Source organism: Neorhizobium sp. T6_25, assembly GCF_002968555.1.
Lineage (GTDB): Bacteria > Pseudomonadota > Alphaproteobacteria > Rhizobiales > Rhizobiaceae > Neorhizobium.
In genome coordinates, this window is sequence record NZ_PVBL01000010.1 from 96,872 (window position 1) to 116,134 (window position 19,263).

At 60.1% G+C, this 19,263-nt stretch carries 19 protein-coding genes and 1 pseudogene; 9 read left to right on the top strand and 11 right to left on the bottom strand.

All coding sequences use genetic code 11. The annotated features are described in order from the left end of the window. Positions 1 to 68 precede the first annotated feature (68 nt). Entirely contained in the window at positions 69 to 743 is a 675-nt protein-coding gene (locus tag C5L10_RS15865) for a carbonic anhydrase (RefSeq protein ID WP_046668139.1), read from the top strand. Positions 744 to 781: 38 nt separating this feature from the next. On the opposite strand, the gene C5L10_RS15870 is transcribed toward C5L10_RS15865, so the two are convergent. From C5L10_RS15870 to C5L10_RS33695, 3 genes are all read right to left on the bottom strand, one after another. Beyond that, positions 782 to 1,594, bottom strand: coding sequence for a lytic transglycosylase domain-containing protein (locus C5L10_RS15870; protein ID WP_105430471.1), 813 nt, complete (start codon positions 1,592 to 1,594; stop codon positions 782 to 784). Between the two features lie 204 nt (positions 1,595 to 1,798). Continuing rightward, positions 1,799 to 2,833 (bottom strand): aspartate-semialdehyde dehydrogenase, encoded by a 1,035-nt coding sequence (locus C5L10_RS15875; RefSeq protein WP_046668140.1) that lies wholly within the window; start codon positions 2,831 to 2,833, stop codon positions 1,799 to 1,801. A gap of 107 nt (positions 2,834 to 2,940) precedes the next feature. Beyond that, complete coding sequence (locus C5L10_RS33695; protein ID WP_172717053.1) at positions 2,941 to 3,219, bottom strand: hypothetical protein; 279 nt, start codon at positions 3,217 to 3,219, stop codon at positions 2,941 to 2,943. 115 nt (positions 3,220 to 3,334) lie between these two features. Here C5L10_RS33695 and C5L10_RS15880 point away from each other — a divergent pair, with 115 nt between their 5' ends. Beyond that, positions 3,335 to 5,032 carry an MFS transporter gene (locus C5L10_RS15880; RefSeq protein ID WP_046668141.1) on the top strand — a complete coding sequence of 566 codons (1,698 nt, stop codon included), beginning with the start codon at positions 3,335 to 3,337 and terminating at the stop codon, positions 5,030 to 5,032. 163 nt (positions 5,033 to 5,195) lie between these two features. On the opposite strand, the gene lpxE is transcribed toward C5L10_RS15880, so the two are convergent. The 5 genes from lpxE to C5L10_RS15905 form a co-directional block, all read right to left on the bottom strand. Then, a complete protein-coding gene (lpxE, locus tag C5L10_RS15885) occupies positions 5,196 to 5,996 on the bottom strand; it encodes a lipid A 1-phosphatase LpxE (RefSeq protein ID WP_105430472.1) in 801 nt (266 codons plus the stop codon). 135 nt (positions 5,997 to 6,131) lie between these two features. Continuing rightward, positions 6,132 to 7,241 (bottom strand): 3-isopropylmalate dehydrogenase, encoded by a 1,110-nt coding sequence (gene leuB, locus C5L10_RS15890; RefSeq protein WP_105404425.1) that lies wholly within the window; start codon positions 7,239 to 7,241, stop codon positions 6,132 to 6,134. A 109-nt stretch (positions 7,242 to 7,350) separates the two neighbouring features. Next, entirely contained in the window at positions 7,351 to 7,740 is a 390-nt protein-coding gene (locus tag C5L10_RS15895) for a RidA family protein (protein ID WP_105430473.1), read from the bottom strand. 16 nt (positions 7,741 to 7,756) lie between these two features. Beyond that, complete coding sequence (gene leuD / locus C5L10_RS15900; protein WP_046634664.1) at positions 7,757 to 8,362, bottom strand: 3-isopropylmalate dehydratase small subunit; 606 nt, start codon at positions 8,360 to 8,362, stop codon at positions 7,757 to 7,759. Positions 8,363 to 8,499: 137 nt separating this feature from the next. Beyond that, the gene (locus tag C5L10_RS15905; RefSeq protein WP_046668145.1) at positions 8,500 to 8,727 is read right to left on the bottom strand and encodes a hypothetical protein; all 228 of its coding nucleotides are present in this window, start codon (positions 8,725 to 8,727) and stop codon (positions 8,500 to 8,502) included. A 107-nt stretch (positions 8,728 to 8,834) separates the two neighbouring features. Here C5L10_RS15905 and C5L10_RS15910 point away from each other — a divergent pair, with 107 nt between their 5' ends. Next, the gene (locus tag C5L10_RS15910; RefSeq protein WP_105430474.1) at positions 8,835 to 9,737 is read left to right on the top strand and encodes a CoA ester lyase; all 903 of its coding nucleotides are present in this window, start codon (positions 8,835 to 8,837) and stop codon (positions 9,735 to 9,737) included. Then, positions 9,734 to 9,940, top strand: a complete 207-nt coding sequence (locus C5L10_RS15915; RefSeq protein ID WP_007764402.1) for a DUF1737 domain-containing protein — start codon at positions 9,734 to 9,736, stop codon at positions 9,938 to 9,940. The genes C5L10_RS15910 and C5L10_RS15915 overlap by 4 nt, the downstream gene beginning before the upstream one ends. A gap of 15 nt (positions 9,941 to 9,955) precedes the next feature. Here C5L10_RS15915 and C5L10_RS15920 read toward each other — a convergent pair whose 3' ends face one another. Further along, a complete protein-coding gene (locus C5L10_RS15920) occupies positions 9,956 to 10,393 on the bottom strand; it encodes a metallopeptidase family protein (protein ID WP_007764405.1) in 438 nt (145 codons plus the stop codon). 172 nt (positions 10,394 to 10,565) lie between these two features. On the opposite strand from C5L10_RS15920, the gene C5L10_RS15925 reads away from it, so the two are divergent. The 5 genes and pseudogenes from C5L10_RS15925 (at position 10,566) to bfr (ending at position 17,318) form a co-directional block, all read left to right on the top strand. After that, a complete protein-coding gene (locus C5L10_RS15925) occupies positions 10,566 to 11,504 on the top strand; it encodes an ImuA family protein (protein WP_105430475.1) in 939 nt (312 codons plus the stop codon). Between the two features lie 13 nt (positions 11,505 to 11,517). Then, complete coding sequence (locus C5L10_RS15930; RefSeq protein WP_371411944.1) at positions 11,518 to 12,969, top strand: DNA polymerase Y family protein; 1,452 nt, start codon at positions 11,518 to 11,520, stop codon at positions 12,967 to 12,969. After that, positions 12,966 to 16,406, top strand: coding sequence for an error-prone DNA polymerase (locus C5L10_RS15935; RefSeq protein ID WP_105430477.1), 3,441 nt, complete (start codon positions 12,966 to 12,968; stop codon positions 16,404 to 16,406). The genes C5L10_RS15930 and C5L10_RS15935 overlap by 4 nt, the downstream gene beginning before the upstream one ends. A gap of 57 nt (positions 16,407 to 16,463) precedes the next feature. Further along, a pseudogene (locus C5L10_RS34335) lies at positions 16,464 to 16,867 on the top strand ((2Fe-2S)-binding protein). Next, positions 16,833 to 17,318, top strand: a complete 486-nt coding sequence (gene bfr / locus C5L10_RS15945) for a bacterioferritin (protein ID WP_007764418.1) — start codon at positions 16,833 to 16,835, stop codon at positions 17,316 to 17,318. The pseudogene C5L10_RS34335 and the gene bfr overlap by 35 nt, the downstream one beginning before the upstream one ends. Positions 17,319 to 17,416: 98 nt before the next feature. On the opposite strand, the gene C5L10_RS15950 is transcribed toward bfr, so the two are convergent. Together C5L10_RS15950 and C5L10_RS15955 are read right to left on the bottom strand one after the other, a co-directional pair. Then, positions 17,417 to 17,962 carry an RNA pyrophosphohydrolase gene (locus tag C5L10_RS15950; protein WP_105430478.1) on the bottom strand — a complete coding sequence of 182 codons (546 nt, stop codon included), beginning with the start codon at positions 17,960 to 17,962 and terminating at the stop codon, positions 17,417 to 17,419. A gap of 16 nt (positions 17,963 to 17,978) precedes the next feature. After that, complete coding sequence (locus C5L10_RS15955; protein WP_105430479.1) at positions 17,979 to 19,178, bottom strand: divergent polysaccharide deacetylase family protein; 1,200 nt, start codon at positions 19,176 to 19,178, stop codon at positions 17,979 to 17,981. Positions 19,179 to 19,263: the final 85 nt, after the last annotated feature.

Sequence of the window (19,263 nt, forward strand, 5' to 3'; positions counted from 1 at the left end):
GGCGCCGGAAGTTCGCAGATGCACAATGGCCGTTGATCTTCCCTCGACGGCGCTATAATCGTTGCTCCATGACGGATTTTCCTGACAGACTACTGGCGGGCTACCGCAATTTCATGAGCGGTCGCTATAGTGACGAACGCGAGCGTTACCGGGTGCTGGCGGACAAGGGGCAGAAGCCCCATACGCTGCTGATCGCCTGTTGCGACTCCCGGTCTGCGCCGGAGACCATTTTCGACTGCGGGCCGGGCGAGCTTTTTGTCGTGCGCAACGTCGCGAACATGGTGCCGCCCTACGAGCCCGACAGCCAGTTTCATGCCACCTCGGCAGCGCTCGAATATGCCGTTCAGGTGCTGGAGATCGACAATATCGTGGTGATGGGCCATGGCCGCTGCGGCGGCATCCGGGCAGCTCTCGATCCTGCCATGGAGCCGCTGTCGCCGGGCGACTTCATCGGCAAGTGGATGGGGCTGGTGAAGCCCGCCGCCGAGCAGATCCAAAACAACGAATTCATGACGCAGGCCGAACGCCAGACGGCGCTGGAGCGGGTCTCGATCCGCAATTCGATCGCCAATCTGCAAACGTTTCCCTTTGTTCGCAAACTCGGCGAAGAAGGGAAGCTCGGCATTCACGGCGCCTGGTTCGACATTTCGACCGGCGAGCTCTGGATCATGGACAGCAAGGGCGATTTCGTCCGCCCGGACCTCACCGAACCGCCGGAGCAGGCCGAACAGGCGTCGGCCTGAATTTTTTCAGGTGAAGCGAAGCTTGATGGCCGGCTGGCTTATTGGCCGTCGATCTGCGCGCCCATATAGGCGATCGCCTTCTGGTAGACGCTCGCGGCGTTCCAGCCCTGGATAGCAGCGAAGTTCGGCTCGCCCGGCTGGTAACCAGCACCTGGCCTCCAGCCGTGGCCTTTCAGGAAGTTGGCGGTCGAGGCGAGCGCGTCGGCACGCGAACGGACCATGTCGATATGGCCGTCGCCGTCGCCGTCGGCGCCGTAGCGGACGACGTTCAGCGGCAGGAACTGGGTCTGGCCGATCTCTCCATGGGCAGCACCGCGGGCGGTGATGCTCAGATCGCCTCGGCCGACGAGCTGAAGGGCCGCATAAAGCTGCTCGGTGAAATAGGCGGAGCGGCGGCAATCGTAAGCGAGCGTCGCGACGGCGGAAAGCGTGTGCTGATCACCCATGAAGCTGCCGAAACCGGTTTCCATGCCCCAGATGGCGATGATCGGGCCGGCCGGCACGCCGTAGCGGCGTTCGATCTGCGCAAACAGCGAAGCGTTGCCGGATTTCATGCCCTTGCCGCGGGAGATGATGGCGGCTCCGCCGCGCTTCTTCATGAAGTCCTCGAAGGAGAGCTTGAAGCTTTTCTGGCCGCGATCGGCGCTGATGGTCGCGCGGTTGTAGGAGACGTTCGAGAAGGCCTTCTCGACGACGGAAGGGTTGACGCCGCTCGAAGGTGCAACCCGCTTGAACTCTTCGACCCAGCGGGCGAAGCCGGATGAATCGTTGCCGCATTGGAGCGCGGCAAACGCCGGACTAGCGGTCATGAAACCGGTTGCGATCAATCCTGCGAGCAAAATCTTCTTCATGCGGTCAAACCCGTCCCCGAGAGCCGGATCGCTTAAGTCGGAAGCGTCCGGATAATGTGCATTGTTTCGGCCTTATGGCGGCGGTTGCAGACAATCGCAACTCTCCCGTTCATGAATAGTTCGTGATATGGGTGATTCGAAAGAAAAACCCCGCCATTTCTGACGGGGTTTCTATCGGAACATGCTTAATAAATTTATTATTTATCAGGCAGCAGCCTTGCGCGGCTTGATCAGGCCGCGATTGACGAGCAATTCGGCGATCTGGATGGCGTTGAGCGCGGCACCCTTGCGCAGGTTGTCGGAAACGACCCAGATATTGAGGCCGTTTTCCACCGTCGCATCCTCGCGGATACGGGAAATGTAGGTGGCATCCTCGCCGGCGCATTCGTAAGGCGTGATGTAGCCGCCGTTTTCATGCTTGTCGATGACGAGGCAGCCCGGAGCTTCGCGCAGGATATCCCTGGCCTGGTCTGCGCTGATCTCGTTTTCGAACTCGATATTGACCGATTCCGAATGGCCGATGAAGACCGGAACGCGCACGGCGGTGCAGGTCACCTTGATCTTCGGGTCGAGCATCTTCTTGGTTTCGGCGAGAACCTTCCACTCTTCCTTCGTATAGCCATCTTCCATGAAGCTATCGATATGCGGAATGACGTTGAAGGCGATGCGCTTGGTGAACTTCTTGGATTCGACCGGATCGGCGACGAAGACGGCGCGGGTCTGGGTGAAGAGCTCGTCCATGCCTTCCTTGCCGGCGCCGGAGACCGACTGGTAGGTCGAGACGACGACGCGCTTGATCTTGGCGAAGTCGTGCAGCGGCTTCAGCGCAACGACGAGCTGGGCAGTCGAGCAATTCGGATTGGCGATGATGTTGCGCTTGGTAAAGCCGGAGATCGCATCGGGGTTCACTTCCGGAACGATCAGCGGAACGTCCTGGTCGTAGCGCCAGGCGGAAGAGTTGTCGATGACGACGCAGCCCTGGGCGCCGATCTTCGGCGACCACTTCTTGGAAACCTCGCCTCCTGCCGACATCAGGCAGATATCGGTGTCGGAAAAATCGTAGTTTTCCAGGTTGGAAACCTTCAGCGTCCGGTCGCCGAATGAAACTTCGGTTCCCTGGCTACGGGCGGATGCCAGCGCCACGACTTCGTCGACCGGGAAGCCGCGCTCGGAAAGGATCGCCAGCATTTCCCTGCCGACATTGCCGGTTGCACCGGCGACTGCGATCTTGAAACCCATTTTGTGCTCTCTTTCTGTCTCTCCTCGATTTGGTGAGGGGGAAGCCGCGATCACTCGCGGAATTCCTTATCCCCGGCCATCCGGGGAGAGAGCGGCGGCCAGAGACGTCAGACGGTTTTCGTCGTCGTTTTGGCCTTGGTTTTGGAGAAAGCGGCAAAACACGCCCGCTGCGCAGCCTGGATGGCCGGCAGTGCGGAAGCAGCGATATGGAATTCGCAAGCGCGCATGTGGGTGTCTTCCCGTTCGCGAAGTTGTTTAAAAGATTTTTGGAACGAGTCAAGCGACGGCTGACGCAGGTGATGCACCGCATTGCCATTATGCCGCGCCGCAGCATTCGCTGTGCACGGCAGGCGCGATATTAGACGAAAGTCATAATCCCAAAGCATCGCTCTCCTTAGCCCTTGAATTCTGGCAATCTGCGACAATGCGTCGCCATATCCAGGCCCTGGAGGGAACGGGCTCGGAGCCGGCACGCGAGTTTCATCTTAAGGGAGGACGACAATGGCAAATGTCGCAACGGCGGTCGACGCCAGGACGAAGCCGATGACGGCCGAGGAGAGGAAGGTGATCATCGCTTCCTCGCTCGGCACCGTTTTTGAATGGTACGATTTCTATCTCTACGGAACGCTGGCCGCGATCATCGGCAAGCAGTTCTTCTCGCAGTTCCCGCCGGCAACGCAGGCAATCTTCGCCCTGCTGACATTCGCTGCCGGCTTCCTTGTCCGCCCCTTCGGCGCTCTGGTTTTCGGTCGTCTTGGCGATCTCGTCGGCCGCAAATACACCTTCCTTCTCACCATCCTGATCATGGGCCTGTCGACCTTCGCGGTCGGTCTTCTGCCAAGCTATGACCAGATTGGCGTTGCTGCGCCCATCATTCTCGTGGCGCTGCGCATGGCTCAAGGCCTGGCGCTCGGCGGTGAATATGGGGGCGCGGTGGTTTATGTTGCCGAGCATTCGCCGCGCAACCGGCGAGGTTTCTATACCGCCTGGATCCAGACCACGGCCACCATGGGTCTGCTCCTGTCGCTGTTCGTGATCGTGACCTTGCGCCTCAACATGGGCGAGGAAGCCTTCGCGAGCTCGCAGCCGATTCTCTTCGGGCTTCAGGGTGGATGGCGCATTCCCTTCCTTCTGTCGATCATCCTGCTCATCATATCGATCTACATTCGCTTGCAGATGAACGAATCACCGCTCTTCAAGAAAATGAAGGAGGAAGGCACTCAGTCCAAGGCGCCACTGTCGGAAGCTTTCGGTAACTGGGGGAATGGCAAGATCGTGCTGATCGCGTTGTTCGGCCTCGTGGTCGGCCAGGCGGTCGTCTGGTATACGGGACAGTTCTACGCCCTGTTCTTCCTGCAGACTGTGCTGAAGATCGACCTTCTGACTGCCAACGTGCTGATCGCCTGGGCGTTGATCATCGCAACACCCTTCTTCCTGGTGTTTGGCTCTCTTTCTGACCGGATCGGAAGGAAGCCGGTGATCCTGGCGGGCTGCCTTCTCGCGGCAGCAACTTACTTCCCTCTGTTCAGCGCCCTGACAACGGCGGCCAACCCGACCTATTCCAAGGCGATCGAAGCCGTGAAGGCTGAAGTCAGGGCCGATCCCGCCACCTGCGGTTCCCTGTTCGACCCGGTCGGCATCCGCACCTTCACGACGCCTTGCGATGTGATGCGCCGCACCATGTCAACTCAGGCTTTCCGCTACACGCTGGTGGAAGCGCCTGCGGGCTCTCCGGCCCAACTCGTCGTCAATGGCGGAGCGCCGATATCCTTCACCGATGCCCCAGCCTTCAACGCAGCGCTCGGCCCGGCTATGGTTGCGGCTGGTTATCCGGCGGCAAACGACCCGGGCAAGGTCAAGGTCAGCGGCTTTTTCTCCGCCTTGGCTAACGGTCAGTCGTTGACGGTCATCGCGATCCTGACGATCATGGTGATCTACGTCACCATCGTATACGGCCCGATCGCCGCTGCCCTGGTCGAGTTCTTCCCGACCCGCATTCGCTATACGGCCATGTCCCTGCCCTACCACATCGGTAACGGCTGGTTCGGCGGCCTCCTGCCGGCCACCTCCTTCGCAATCGTCGCCTCCACCGGCGATATTTTCGCAGGACTCTGGTATCCCGTCATCTTCGCACTTTTGACGGTCGTCATCGGCGTGCTGTTCGTCCGCGAGAAACGGGACGTCGATCTCGCTCACTGAGGCAGGATCAGCAGATAAAAAAGGGCCCGGTACAAATGTGCCGGGCCCTTATGCTTTTGAAGGTTCTTATGGAATTCGAGCCGGTATCTTTGATCCGGCACCTACGCTTCGGCTTAATGATGCTCCGGAATCCTTGCCGTTTTGCGCGATACGCCTTGAGTATTTAGTCTTTCCGCTTCGGCGGAATGCCGCGGAGCGGGAATGGCACTGTCGCCCGATTGGGGCGCAGGAGGAGAGGAATGGGCCGGCGCGGAACCGGCCAACCGTCAGGCTCCTGCCGGAAGAGTAGCCCGTAGCGGGAAAAGACGATCGCCATGATGACCGAGAACCAGGCGCCGAAGGAAAGACCGGCAATCACGTCGCTCGGATAATGCGCCGCGACAATGACGCGCGAAAAACCGAGCCAGAAGCTCATGATCAGCAAGAACAGGCGGTAGCGCGGAGCGAGCAGCGCCAGCGCCATCAGGAATGCCCCGACCGTGGTTGCGTGACCGGAAGGAAAGCTTTCGAACCGGGAGCCGGAAAAGGGGCTGAGACCGTAAAAGCTCCATTGCTCGTAAAGAACCGGGCGGGCGCGGCCGATGATGCGCTTCACCAGGTTGACGAGAAGGCCCGAGCCGGCAACGGCCACAAAGATGTAAGCCGCAACATGGCTGACCAGCATCGCCTGGAAGCGGGCCTTCAGGCCGGGCGCGAGCCGGATGACCGCGAGCGCTTCGAAGAAGAGGAGCGCGGCCGCAAAAAGGATCCAGCCGGACGTGCCGAAATCGGTAATCGCCTTGCCGATCGGCAGCAGCACGTTGGGCGTATGGGCGGCATAGGAGCCGACCGGCGCATCGAGCAGGAAAAAGGCGATCAGGATCAGGTTGATTGTGACCAGCGCATAGGCCAGCCATCGCGGCGACGGCGGTCCGGATGGATGGCGATATCGCCGATGTTTCAGTTTTTCGATTGTCCGTTTCATCGGCCTCTGTCCGTGGCGCGGGACCGATCCCGCGCCGCTTCTTCCCATAGATTCCGCGATATGGGTAGCAGGATGCCGAACGCCAAATATGGAGGTGCCTTTCCGCCCAGGGGGGAAAGGCACCGATCGGTGTTATCAGGCGGAAAGGCTTACGAATTCCTTGAGGATCGCATCGCCCATCTCGGCGGTGCCGACCTTGCGGGCGCCTTCGGCCATGATGTCGCCGGTGCGGATGCCCTGATCGAGCACGTTGGCAATCGCCTTTTCGAGATTGTCGGCTTCCGTGACCATGTTGAACGAGTAACGCAGGCACATGGCAAACGAGGCGATCATGGCGATCGGGTTGGCAACGCCGGTGCCGGCGATGTCTGGCGCCGAACCGTGTACAGGCTCGTAAAGCGCCTTGCGCTTGCCGGTCTTGGCGTCGGGTGCGCCGAGCGATGCGGAAGGCAGCATGCCGAGCGAGCCGGTCAGCATGGCCGCGACGTCGGAGAGCATGTCGCCGAACAGGTTGTCGGTGACGATCACGTCGAACTGTTTCGGAGCACGGACCAGCTGCATGCCGCCGGCATCGGCCAGCATGTGGTCGAGTTTGACGTCGGAATATTTTGCCTTGTGCGTCTCGGTGACCACCTGGTTCCAGAGCACGCCCGACTTCATGACGTTGCGCTTTTCCATGGAGCAGACGGTGTTCTTACGAGTACGGGCAAGCTCGAAGGCGACGCCTGCGATGCGCTCGATCTCATAGGTATCGTAGACCTGGGTATCGATGCCGCGCTTCTGGCCGTTGCCGAGGTCGACGATTTCCTTCGGCTCACCAAAGTAGACGCCGCCGGTCAATTCCCGGACGATCAGGATGTCGAGGCCTTCGACCAGTTCCGGCTTCAGGGAGGAGGCCGAGGCAAGCGCCGGATAGCATATGGCCGGACGCAGGTTGGCAAACAGTTCCATGTCCTTGCGCAGCCGCAGGAGGCCTGCTTCCGGGCGCACTTCATAGGGAACCTGGTCCCATTTCGGGCCGCCGACGGCGCCGAAAAGAACGGCATCCGCATTCATGGCCTTGCTCATATCCTCTTCGGAAATGGCGGCGCCATGGGCATCATAAGCGCAGCCGCCGACCAGTCCTTCGTCGAGGACGAAATCGGCCTTCATGGCGCTGTTCATGTGGGCGATGATCTTGCGGACTTCACCCATGGCCTCGGGGCCGATGCCGTCGCCGGGAAGGAGGAAGAGGTTCTTTGCCATATCGTTTTCGTGTCCTTGCGGGTTTCGCAGGCTCGCGTCCTCCCGCGCGGGTTCTCCGCGCCTGGCATAACCTCGTCCGAGCCTGCCAAAGGACGAGGCTGGAAAGGTTTCAGGGACTGCCGGCGCCGATGCGGGCGGTCACCTCGATCTCGATCTTCATTTCGGGCGTGGTGAGGCCGCACACGACCATGGTGGCCGCAGGCCGGATCTCGGAGAAGGTCTCGCCGAGAACCTGCACGATGGCATCGTAATCGGCCATGTCGGTGAGGTAGTAGCGCACCCGGACGATATCCTTGAGGCCGCTGCCGGCCTCTTTCAGCGCTTTTTCGATCGTGCCGAGCGTGTTGCGCGTCTGGGCGGCAGCGTCTTCGGGCATTTCCATCCTGGCATAGTCGTAGCCGGTGGTACCGGAGACATAGACCATGTCGCGGTCCACCACGGCGCGCGAGTAGCCGATCCGCGCTTCGAAGGGCGATCCGGAGGAAATCCGCTTGACCATCAGGATGCTCCGGAAATCAGAGCCAGGGGCGAGCGGCTCGGTTGTTGTTTTCGAAAGTGCTGATCGCGGCATCGCTCTTCAGGGTCGAGGCAATGTCATCGAGGCCTTCGAGCATGATGTGGCGGCGGCCGGGATCGATGTCGAAATGGATGGAGCCGCCATCCGGGCCGGTGATTTCCTGGGCTTCCAGGTCGATTGAGAGGATGGCGTTCGAGCCGCGCTCGGCATCGTCCATCAGCTTTTCGAGATCTTCCGGGGAAACGACGATCGGCAGGATGCCGTTCTTGAAACAGTTATTGTAGAAAATGTCGGCGAAGCTCGTCGAGATGACGCAGCGGATGCCGAAATCGAGAAGCGCCCACGGCGCGTGTTCGCGCGAGGAGCCGCAGCCGAAATTGTCACCGGCGACCAGGATCTTGGCGTTGCGATAGGCCGGCTTGTTCAGCACGAAATCGGGATTTTCAGAACCGTCGTCCTTGTAACGGGCTTCCGAGAAGAGACCCTTGCCAAGACCGGTACGCTTGATGGTCTTGAGGTAATCCTTCGGAATGATCATGTCCGTGTCGATATTGATGACCGGAAGCGGCGCTGCAACGCCGGTGAGTTTCGTGAACTTTTCCATGATCTGCCTCCAGATGGACTTATCTGCGGAAGCTGCCATAAAGCAAATCGACGCAGATTTGAAGGCCTGTTTGGCGTGAACCGGTACGCCGAGGCGCCGGAAACCGGCGCATTCGTCTCTTTACCGCTTCGGCGCGATCAAAGATCGATGATCGTGCCGCGGCCGTCGTTCCAGACGCGCATTTCGCGCTTGTTCGTCTTGGCCCGCACCGGAACCGGCTTCAGCCGCGCCGAAAGCGCACGCCCGATGGACAGAACTGCGAGAATGCCGGCAAAGGCGACGGTCAGCGAAGCCGTCAGAAGTGCTGCCATGGCGAGCACGGCGATGGCCGATATGATGACGAAGAAGACGCGAATATTTTGCATGGTATATACCTTTCTCATCAAGGAATGTGGAGCCTTGCGCCCTTTCTTGCAAGGGGCTTTGGGCATGCAGTATTGCCGCAGACCAAAAAGATTGGCACAAAGCGCGGATGATCGCCTTGACCGATATCAAATCCGCCTCCTTTCATATTCGCCGGTCGATTCTGAGCGTGCCGGCCGGAAACACGAGGGCATTGGAAAAGGTGCATGGCCTCGATTGCGACGCGGCGATCTTCGACCTCGAAGATTCCGTCGCGCCGGAAAAGAAGGCGGAAGCCCGCGAGAACCTGCGCCGGCTGTTTAAGGAAAATCCGCTCAAGGGCAGGGAAGCGATCATCCGCATCAACCCGCTCGAAACCGAGTTCGGCAAGGCCGACATGGATCTCGTGACCGAAGTCTCTCCGGACATCGTGCTGATACCGAAGGTCGAGCACATGTCGCAGGTCCAGGCGGTGGCGGATATCCTTTCCGAGGCCGGTGCTCCGGACCATCTCGCCATCTGGGCGATGATCGAAACACCGAAGGGCATCCTGAATGCGCCGGCGATTGCACCTGTCGACGAGCGGCTCCAATGTTTCGTGGTCGGCCTCAACGACCTGCGCAAGGAAACAGGCGTGCTGCCGCAGCTGGGCCGGGCCTATCTGGTGCCCTGGCTGATGCAGATCGTGCTCGCCGGCCGTGCCCATGGCATCGACGTGATCGACAGCGTCTTCAACGACTTCAGCGATGGGGAAGCCTTCGAAGCGGAATGCGCCCAAGGCCGCGCCATGGGTTTTTCCGGCAAGATGCTGATCCATCCGGCCCAGATCGAACCCGCCAACCGTCATTTCGGACCGGATCCACAGGCCGTGGAAGAAGCGGAAGCGGTGATCGCCGCCTTTGCGGAACCGGGAGCGCAACATCTCAACATCATCAACCTGAACGGCAAGATGGTCGAAAGGCTGCATCTGGTGGAGGCCGAAAAACTTGCCGCCACGGCCCGGATCATCGCTGCAAGAAAGAGAACGCCATGAAACTGTATCGCTTCCTCAGCGGCCCCGACGATTCCTCCTTCTGCCACAAGGTGACGGCGGCGCTGAACAAGGGCTGGGAACTTTCCGGCTCGCCGACCTATGCCTTCAACGCCACGACCGGCGAGATGCAGTGCGGCCAGGCGGTGACGAAAACCGTTCACGGCAAGGAATACGATCCCGAAATGAAGCTCGGCGAGCAATAAGCTCCGGTCAGGGGATCAGCGCTGTGCAGCTTCCTCCGCGCTGGCCTCGATGCGCTCCATATCGTCGTCGCTGAGGCCGAAATGGTGGCCGATCTCGTGGATCAGCACATGGGTGATGATATCGCCCAGGGTTTCCTCGTTTTCCGCCCAGTAGTCCAGGATCGGCCGGCGATAAAGCCGGATGCGGTTCGGCAATTCGCCCGTTTCCATGTTGAACCGCTCGGAAATGCCGCGGCCTTCGAAAAGGCCGAGCAGGTCGAAGGGTGTCTCGAGCGCCATGTCCTCGAAAACGTCGTCGTCCGGGAAATCCTCGATCTCGATCGTCAGGTTGACGGTGAGGGCCCGAAATTCCTCCGGTAAATGACCATAGGCCTCGATTGCCAGCGACTCGAACGTGCTGATCGTCGGTGCGTGGCGATCCTGCCAATCGTCGGTCTGGTCGATGCGGGCCATAGGCTCTCCTTCTGATCAGGCCCATATAGTACCTCCCGCGATATTTTTCGAGTGAAGAATCATTGGGCTAGGATCCAAGGAAAAGATTCCCAGGATTTGGCTGTTGACTCTTTCGGGCAGCTCTGGAATCCATAAGAACATAAAGAGAACATGTACAGATGGAGCTGACGCCATGGCCGAGCACGCCACGGCGCAGGAGACGCTTTTTGCCCTGCGCGAACAGATCGCCAGATTGGAAGGAAAATCTCTGCCGGCGCTTGCCGCGGCGGAACAGGCGGACTCGGCTGCCGATCCGGAGGGCAGGAAATCCAAGAACAACCCACCCCGTCTGCCATTCGGCATACCGCCGATGGATACCGCACTGGAAGGTGGCCTGCCGCTCGACGGCATCACGGAAATCCGTTCCCATTTGATGGGGGATGCCGGGGCAGCAAGCGGCCTTGCTCTCTCGCTGGCGTCCCACCTCAAGGCGAGACAGCCGAGCGAGGCGCCGCTTCTCTGGATCTGTGATGTCGTCTCCATGCAGGAGGCCGGAATTCCCTATTCCATCGGCCTCAAACAGTTCGGATTGAGCCGCCGGGATATTCTTTACGCCTCGCCGCGCAAGCTGGACGATGTCCTGTGGCTTGCCGAGACCGCATTGGCGAGCGGGGCTCTTGTCGCCGTCATTCTCGAAATCCGGGGAAATCCCAAGCATTTCGGGCTCACCGAAAGCCGCAGGCTGGGTCTGAGGGCAAAGGCGGCGGGGCGGCCGCTTTTTCTATTGCGGCATGCGGGAGAGGAGGAGGCGAGCAGCGCCTCGTTCCGCTTTCTTGTCGAACCGGCGCCGGCGGCTCACCGGCATCTTCCGGATGGATCCGTGCTTGGCGGCAGCATCGGTCATCCCGTTTTCAGGCTGACCCTGGAGAAGAGCCGTAACCCGGCTCCGCTGTCCCTACTTCTGGAGTGGAACCCCCATGACCGTCAATTTTCCCTCGACCAAGACACAGGAGAGGCTTTTTCTTTCCGCAACCCGCCAGCGCATCCTGGCTCTCGTCTTCCCGCATCTGCCGACCGACAGGATCGCGCGCCGGCTCTGGGGACTGTCATGGCGTTGGAAAGGGCGTCCTGAGCATCATCCGCCGATCCTCTGTGCCGGCCGGCGCGAAAACGCCATGCGGCTCACAGCGCTCGACGAGGTTTCCGAACGTCTTGGGCTGAAGCGCGGGCAGGGGCTGGCGGAAGCGCGGGCCATGTTTCCGAAGATCGACGTGGTGGACGAAGATGACGCTGCGGACCTGGGCCTTCTCGAGGCGATCGCCGATTGGTGCGATCGTTATACCCCGCTGGTGGCGCTGGACGGTCGTGAAGGCCTGTTCCTCGACATCACCGGCTGCGCCCACCTCTTCGGTGGCGAAGAGGTCCTGCTGAAGGATATTCTGGGCCGGCTTTTGCAGATGGGGTTCGACGTCAAAGGGGCGATCTCCTCGTCGCCGGGCCTGTCCTGGGCGGCCTGCCGTTTCGGCCGCGGCGGCGTGATCGCCGATCAGGTGACGGAAGAGGTGCTGGCGCCTCTGCCGGTCAACGCTCTGCGCATCGATGAGGCCACTGTCGCATCGCTTTACAAGCTCGGACTGAAAAGGATCGGCGACCTTCTGCCCATGCCGCGTGCGCCGTTGGCTCGCCGTTTCGGCATGCATCTATTGCTTCGGCTGGATCAGGCCCTCGGACACAACGAGGAAGCCATCTCGCCTCGCCGTCCGGTGGCGGCCCTTTCCGCCGAGCGGAGACTGCCCGAACCGATCCAGGCGGAAGAGCATATTCTGCAGCTCACCGGCCAGATTGCCGTTTCGTTGAAATCGGAACTGGAGGCTCGCGGTGTCGGGGGGCGGATTTTTGAACTGGTGCTTTTCCGTGTCGATGGCCGAGTGTTTCGCCTCGCAGCCGGCGCCTCGCAGCCGTTGCAGGATCCGAGACGGATTTCCTCGTTGTTTTCCGAGCGGCTGAACGCCGTGCATGACGATCTCGATGCCGGTTTCGGTTTCGAACTCCTGCGCCTCAACGTGCTGCAGCACGACGTCTTCAGGATCTCGCAGGGCGATTTCACCGGCAAGGGCGACAGCGAAATCTCACTCGCCGATTTTATCGACCGGGTCTCGGCCCGGCTCGGGGCCGACTGTCTGCAGATCGCCGACCCCAAACAGAGCCATATGCCGGAGCGCGCGGAAATATTTGTGCCGGCGATCGCGGTACGGATCGTCCGGGAAGAAACCCTGGAGCTTTCCGCCTTCGTGCCGAGAAGCGATCGGCCCTTGCGACTTTTCAGGCATCCGGAGCTCGTGGAAGCCTTTGCGGCAACGGTGCCGGATGGGCCTCCCCGGCGTTTCCGCTGGCGCCGCATCGTCCATGAAGTCATCCGCGCCGAAGGGCCGGAGCGGATTTCGCCGGAATGGTGGCATGACGAGGAGGATGTGGAGGAACGCGATTATTTCAGGCTTGAAAGTGAAGCTGGCCGCCGCTTCTGGATTTTCCGCGCAGGCCATTACGTTGCCGGCAAGGCTGCACCGACCTGGCGGGTGCACGGGATTTTCGCATGACGAGCGTCCCGGCTTTTTTCGAGATCGGTGCCAAGACGAACTTTTCCTTCCTGGAAGGGGCGGCCAAACCGGAGGAGATGATCATCGCGGCCAGCGTGTCCGGCTTGTCCGGTCTCGGTATCGCCGACAAGAATTCCGTTGCCGGCGTGGTGAGGGCGCATAGCCAAGTCAGAAACATGAAGGAAACCTACGAACTTCAGCAGAAACAGGGCAGAAAGAAAGACGAGGAAGCGGCCATCCTCCCTTGCGCGTTTTATCCGGGAGCGCGGCTCGTTTTTTCCGACAAGACGCCGGATGTTCTCGCCTATCCGCAGAACCGGAAGGGTTGGGCCAATCTCTGCCGCCTGCTGAGCCGGGGAAAACTCAAAGCAGACAAGGGGTCCTGCATTCTGGAAGAATGGGATCTTCTGGAGTGGTGCGACGAGATGATGCTGGCGGTCGTGCCGGATTTTTCCCGCGTGGAAGAAATGCCCTATCGGCATCACCTGGAAGGCTGCCTCGGTAGATACCGGGAGCGGTTCAGAAAGAACATCTATCTGGTTCTGTCGCCGACCTATGATGGACGAGATGCCTTTGTCTTCAGCTCGCTTGCCCAGATTGCGGCGGGCAGCCGGGTGCCTTTGGTTGCGACCAACCTGCCCCTTTTCCATCTCCCTTATCGGCGTTCCCTGTCGGATGTGGTGACGGCGATCCGCGAACATGTGACGGTCCAGGAAGCTGGATTTCGGCTCGCGCCGAATGGAGAAAGGTACATTAAGCAGGCCGACGAAATGGCGCGGCTCTTTCGTGCCTATCCGGACGCGATCGCCAATACGGGAAAGTTCTTCAGCAGGCTGAAATTTTCGCTCGATGAACTCAGCCATAACTATCCCGACGAGAGCGTACCGGGCGAAACTGTGTCCCAAACCCTGGAACGGTTAACCTGGGAAGGCGCAAAACGCCGATATCCCAAAGGCATCGAGGAAAAGGTCGCAGGCCAGATCAGGTACGAACTCGATCTGATCAAGGAGATGGGATACGAGCCGTATTTCCTGACGGTACGCCACATCGTCTGGCATGCCCGCTATGTGCTGAAAATCCTCTGCCAAGGGCGTGGCTCGGCAGCCAATTCCACCGTCTGTTTCTGTCTCGGCATCACCGAGGTCGATCCGACATTCACGACGCTTCTCTTCGAACGTTTCATTTCGACGGAGCGGAACGAGCCGCCGGATATCGACGTCGATTTCGAGCACGCGCGGCGCGAGGAGGTTATCCAGTATATCTACCAGCATTACGGCTATCGCCATGCGGGCTTGACGGCGGCGGTCACCAGCTACCGGACCCGCATGGCCGGGCGCGAGGTGGCCAAGGCTTTCGGCCTTTCCGAAGATGTGCAGTCCGCCCTTTCGAGCACGGTCTGGGGCTGGTCGGAAGAGGGGCTTTCGGAGCGCGAGGCAAAGGTCGCAGGCCTGGATGTGACGGATAAAACGACACTCAAGGTGATTGCCCATGCCAAGGAACTCATGGGCTTTCCGCGACATCTCACCCAGCATGTCGGCGGGTTCCTGATAACCCGCGACCGGCTTGATGAAGTCGTGCCGATCATGAAAACGGCGATGCCGGGCCGTTACATGGTCGAATGGGACAAGGACGACCTCGATACGCTGAAGCTTTTGAAGATCGACGTGCTGGCGCTCGGCATGCTGACCTGCCTCAAGAAGGCATTCGAGCTGATGAAGCGGCATTACAATCGAGAAGAGACGCTGGCTGGTCTTCTTCAGAAAGATAAAGACAAAAACGTCTACGGCATGATTTGCCGGGCCGATACGATCGGTGTGTTCCAGATCGAAAGCCGGGCGCAGATGAGTATGCTGCCGCGGCTGAGGCCAGAAAAATTCTACGATCTTGTCGTCGAGGTAGCAATCGTTCGACCGGGACCGATCCAGGGGAATATGGTGCATCCCTATTTGAAGCGGCGGGAGGCCCTGCGAAACAATCAGCCCATCGAATACCCGGGCCCTAAGTTGAAGAAAGTTCTTGAACGGACACTGGGAGTGCCGCTTTTTCAGGAACAGGCAATGCAGATCGCCATTACTGGAGCCGGTTTTTCACCCGCGAAAGCGGACAAACTACGTCGGTCGATGGCGACGTTCAAGCGCTCCGGAAGAGTGGAGGAATTCCGGCGTGATTTCCTTGCTGGCATGGAGAACAATAATTACCCAAGAGAATTCGCGGAAAGCTGCTTCAGTCAGATCGAGGGTTTTGCCGAATACGGGTTTCCGGAAAGCCATGCGGCTTCGTTCGCCTTGCTTGTCTACGCCTCTTCCTGGATCAAGGCCTATTACCCGGATGTCTTCTGCACGGCGATATTGAATTCCCAGCCAATGGGGTTTTATGCGCCGGCGCAGCTCGTTCGCGATGCGCGGGAACATGGCGTCAAAATTCTTCCCGTCGATATCAATCGCTCGGATTGGGATTGCACTTTGGAAGCGGCTGCCTTCGACAGGAATGCGATAGACAAGCGCCACGGATCCATGCGGGACGTCATAAAGACCCGGCGGGCCGTGCGGCTTGGGTTTCGTCAGGTCAAAGGCCTTGCCGAAAAGGACATGGTCGAGAAGCTCATCGCCAACCGCGGAGAGGGCTATACCTCGATCCACGATCTCTGGCAGCGGTCCGGTCTCGACAAGTCGGATATCGAGCGGCTCGCGGATGCCGATGCCTTCGACTCCGTAGGGCTCAATCGTCGTGAGGCGCTCTGGGCGGTCAGGGGGCTCGATGCCAGGAGGGCTGCCGAGAAACTGCCTCTGTTCGAGGTGGCCGATCGCACGGATTTGAGGCCCGAGGCGAGAGTGGCGCTTCCGGAAATGCTGCCCGGCGAACAGGTGGTCGAAGATTACCGCTATCTCTCGCTTTCGCTGAAGGCGCATCCGGTCTCGTTCCTGCGGGAAGAATTCAGGGCGATGGGAATTACCCGTAGCGTCGATCTTTTGACGGTCCGGAACGGGCAGAGGGTGACGATCGGCGGGATCGTTCTCGTCCGGCAGCGGCCGGGTTCGGCCAAGGGCGTCATTTTCATGACGCTGGAAGACGAGACCGGCGTTGCCAATGCGATCGTCTGGTCGAAGATTTTCGAGCGTTACCGACCGGTGGTGATGGGCGCACGGCTGGTCAAGATCCGGGGGAGACTGCAAAGCCAGAGTGGTGTCATCCATACCGTGGTCGAGCATATCGAGGACATTACCCCGATGCTGGGTCTGCTGCAGAAGGAGGCGAAGAGGCTCGGCGTATCGGCCCGCTCGGACGAGACGCTGCAATCGAGCGGCGACCACCGGCAGAAGAGGCGTTCGAATGGAATGGAGGAGGCACGCAGGGGAAGTGCAAAGGAAGCGGTGCCTCGCGATTACTACGAAGCCGGACCAGGGAGCGTCATGCCGAAGGGCCGCAATTTCCACTAATTACCGATGCAATGATACAAAGGAAGAAGCAGTGGGCATGGCAGCCTCCCTTAAGAAGTGACTCATATATGTCGATTCTTTCTTGACATCCCCTGTCCGCTTTCGCAAAAAGAAGATGTTACAGGTCATGTTTGGCAGGTCGACCGAGAATGCTGGTTTGCAGTTGCAATTACATCACCGACAGGGAAATCAAGGACGTCATCACGCAGCTCCTTGACGAAGACTGTTGGCAGCTCATCGTACCGTCAAAGGTCTATCACGCCATGGCGAAACGCGGCCGCTGCTGCGGCTGCTTCCCGAGCGTTGTCGACCTGATCATCCGCACAACCGAGGAATATCACGCCGCGCACCACTCGACGGAAGACGAGGTGGTCGTATATATGTCCCGCTTGAGACAATTCCATGAGGAAAACAGGAGAGCGGACATTGAAAGGCGACTCAAAGGTCATCGAGCGGCTTAACGAGGCACTTTTTCTCGAGCTAGGCGCAGTCAACCAGTATTGGCTGCATTATCGCCTGCTGGACGATTGGGGCTTCAAGAAGCTCGCGAAAAAAGAGCGGGCTGAATCGATCGAAGAAATGCATCATGCCGATCGTCTCATTGATCGCATCATCTTTCTCGAAGGCCACCCCAACCTGCAGACCCTTGCCCCGCTGCGCATCGGCCAGAACGTCAAGGAAGTCCTGGAGGCCGATCTTGCCGGCGAATATGATGCCCGCACGGCCTACAAGGCTTCCCGCGATATCTGTCACGCGGCCGGCGACTACGTCTCGATGAAGCTCTTCGAAGAGCTTCTGATGGATGAGGAAGGCCATATCGACTTCCTCGAAACCCAACTCGATCTGCTGGCAAAAATCGGCGAGGAGCGTTACGGCCTCCTCAACGCGGAATCTGCGGATTCTGCCGAATAATCGGCTGTTACCTGAACATACAAACCCGGCGAAGCATCCACTTCGCCGGGTTTTTCATTTCGCCATGAAACCGTTTCAGATGGCAGCTGCCCCGGCAGTCAAAGCCGTTCGGTCGCCACCTTGGCCAGATGGGTGAACTCCGCGACGACCCGATCGTAGACGGCACGCTTGAAGGGCACGATCAGGCCGGGGAGGTCCGCCATCGGCTTCCATTCCCAGGCATCGAACTCCGGCGCATGTCCGCCAGGCGGCGGGTTGATGGCAATCTCGCTTTCGTCGCCGTCGAAGCGGAAGGCGAACCAGCGCTGGGTCTGGCCGCGATATTTCCCTTTCAGCCCGATGCCGATCAGATGCGCGGGCAGATCGTAATTGATCCAATCCTGCGCCTCGGCAAGCAAGGTTACGGAGCGCATCCCCGTTTCCTCGTAAAGCTCGCGATAGGCGGCGGGAAGCGGCTCCTCCCCCTTGTCGATGCCGCCCTGCGGCATCTGCCAGAGCTGCGGCGAGCCATCATATTCACTGTTGCCCTGGCTGATGCGCCGGCCGGCCCAGACGAGGCCTGCGTGGTTCAGAACCATGATGCCGACGCAGGGGCGATAGGGAAGCTCCTCGGCGACGACCGAACGTTTGTCTTTCTTGCTCATGGATAACTCCGATCGATTACGGTCCGACGCTTTCGCTCGCGAGCGACGAGACGCCGACAATCTCGATACCGCGCTGCGAGGCTTCCTCGCTCCATTGCCTTATCGCATCGATGCTCTCGTCGAAAGCCGAGGCGATGCCAATCGCCGTGCCCTTGCGGCCGGCAATGCGCTCCAGTTCGTCGAGCTTCTTGAGGATGGCGTCCTTCTGCAGCTGCCCGTCAAGAGTCAGATCGCCAAAGGCATGGGGCAGTTCGATCGTCCTGGCAACGATCGCCGTCTTCGACTGCGCGGATGTCCCGTCGTCGAGGAAAAGCAGTCCCCGCTTGGAAATATCGCGCAGGACCGGCTCCAGCGCGCCGGCATCCGAGAGATAGCGGCCGCCGAGATAGTTCATGACGCCGGTATAGTTGGTAATTTCGCCCATGGCCCGGTGAAGGCGACCGAGATTATCCTTGGCCGACATCTTGGTCAGCAGCGTCCCGGGGCCTGGATCGTTCGCCGGGTAATCGAACGGTTCAAACGGCACCTGAATCAGGATTTCGTGGCCGGCGCGGCGGGCTTCCTGCATCCAGCGCTGCAGGCTGTTGCCGCTGACGGCAAAGGCGAGCGTCACCGTCGGCGGCAGGTCGCGGATCGCCCGCTGGGTGCCTGTCTGGCTGAGGCCAAGACCGCCGACGACGATCGCGATGCGGGTTCCGCGCGCGCCCGACCAGGGGCGCGCATATTGATCCATCGGCCGCTGCCCGCCAGGTCCGACAACAGGCAGCCGGCCATGGGGCGAATCTTCCAGAAGTGCGTCGTTGGGCTGGGCAGCCACGCGGGGATCCTGACCAATCCGCTGGGTGCCGATCATCACCGCTCCGCTGCCGTCGCGCGGGCGGGGGGTATACTTGGTGACCACCGACCCGTCATCGGTGAGCGTCCGCTCGATATTGGCGCCGGAACCGGGATCGGAACGAGGCATATCGGCGGATGGCTGCGGCGCCGCGTTCGGATCGGGTTTGGCGGAAAGCTGGGTCGGTTCCGGCTTGGAAGCGGCCGGAAGGTTGGAAGCGGTCTGCTTCAGGGCATCATCGCCGCGCATGGCGTAGAGCGAAAGCCCCAGGACGCCGGCAACTGCGAGCGTTGCGAAAACGATTGCGAGAGAAAACCTTCGGTTCCGTCGCCGAGCGGCCGGCCGGTTCTGTCCGAGCGGTGCATGGAGATCGGTGCCCAAGGTCTGTTCCGCGTTTCTTCTGCAGATACGAAGAACCGGCCAGCGAGACGTTTTCGACGCGTCACGCTGGCCGGCCCGATGATGT

What these genes read in the sequence shown, in the direction of transcription:
- lpxE (WP_105430472.1), bottom strand. Translation starts at nt 5,996, where the DNA reads ATGAAACGGACAATCGAAAAACTGAAACATCGGCGATATCGCCATCCA.
- C5L10_RS15880 (WP_046668141.1), top strand. Translation starts at nt 3,335, where the DNA reads ATGGCAAATGTCGCAACGGCGGTCGACGCCAGGACGAAGCCGATGACG.
- C5L10_RS15935 (WP_105430477.1), top strand. Translation starts at nt 12,966, where the DNA reads ATGACGAGCGTCCCGGCTTTTTTCGAGATCGGTGCCAAGACGAACTTT.
- C5L10_RS15920 (WP_007764405.1), bottom strand. Translation starts at nt 10,393, where the DNA reads ATGGCCCGCATCGACCAGACCGACGATTGGCAGGATCGCCACGCACCG.
- C5L10_RS15910 (WP_105430474.1), top strand. Translation starts at nt 8,835, where the DNA reads ATGATCGCCTTGACCGATATCAAATCCGCCTCCTTTCATATTCGCCGG.
- C5L10_RS15950 (WP_105430478.1), bottom strand. Translation starts at nt 17,962, where the DNA reads ATGAGCAAGAAAGACAAACGTTCGGTCGTCGCCGAGGAGCTTCCCTAT.
- leuB (WP_105404425.1), bottom strand. Translation starts at nt 7,241, where the DNA reads ATGGCAAAGAACCTCTTCCTCCTTCCCGGCGACGGCATCGGCCCCGAG.
- C5L10_RS33695 (WP_172717053.1), bottom strand. Translation starts at nt 3,219, where the DNA reads ATGCTTTGGGATTATGACTTTCGTCTAATATCGCGCCTGCCGTGCACA.
- C5L10_RS15870 (WP_105430471.1), bottom strand. Translation starts at nt 1,594, where the DNA reads ATGAAGAAGATTTTGCTCGCAGGATTGATCGCAACCGGTTTCATGACC.
- C5L10_RS15905 (WP_046668145.1), bottom strand. Translation starts at nt 8,727, where the DNA reads ATGCAAAATATTCGCGTCTTCTTCGTCATCATATCGGCCATCGCCGTG.
- leuD (WP_046634664.1), bottom strand. Translation starts at nt 8,362, where the DNA reads ATGGAAAAGTTCACGAAACTCACCGGCGTTGCAGCGCCGCTTCCGGTC.
- C5L10_RS15925 (WP_105430475.1), top strand. Translation starts at nt 10,566, where the DNA reads ATGGCCGAGCACGCCACGGCGCAGGAGACGCTTTTTGCCCTGCGCGAA.
- C5L10_RS15865 (WP_046668139.1), top strand. Translation starts at nt 69, where the DNA reads ATGACGGATTTTCCTGACAGACTACTGGCGGGCTACCGCAATTTCATG.
- C5L10_RS15875 (WP_046668140.1), bottom strand. Translation starts at nt 2,833, where the DNA reads ATGGGTTTCAAGATCGCAGTCGCCGGTGCAACCGGCAATGTCGGCAGG.
- C5L10_RS15915 (WP_007764402.1), top strand. Translation starts at nt 9,734, where the DNA reads ATGAAACTGTATCGCTTCCTCAGCGGCCCCGACGATTCCTCCTTCTGC.
- C5L10_RS15895 (WP_105430473.1), bottom strand. Translation starts at nt 7,740, where the DNA reads ATGGTCAAGCGGATTTCCTCCGGATCGCCCTTCGAAGCGCGGATCGGC.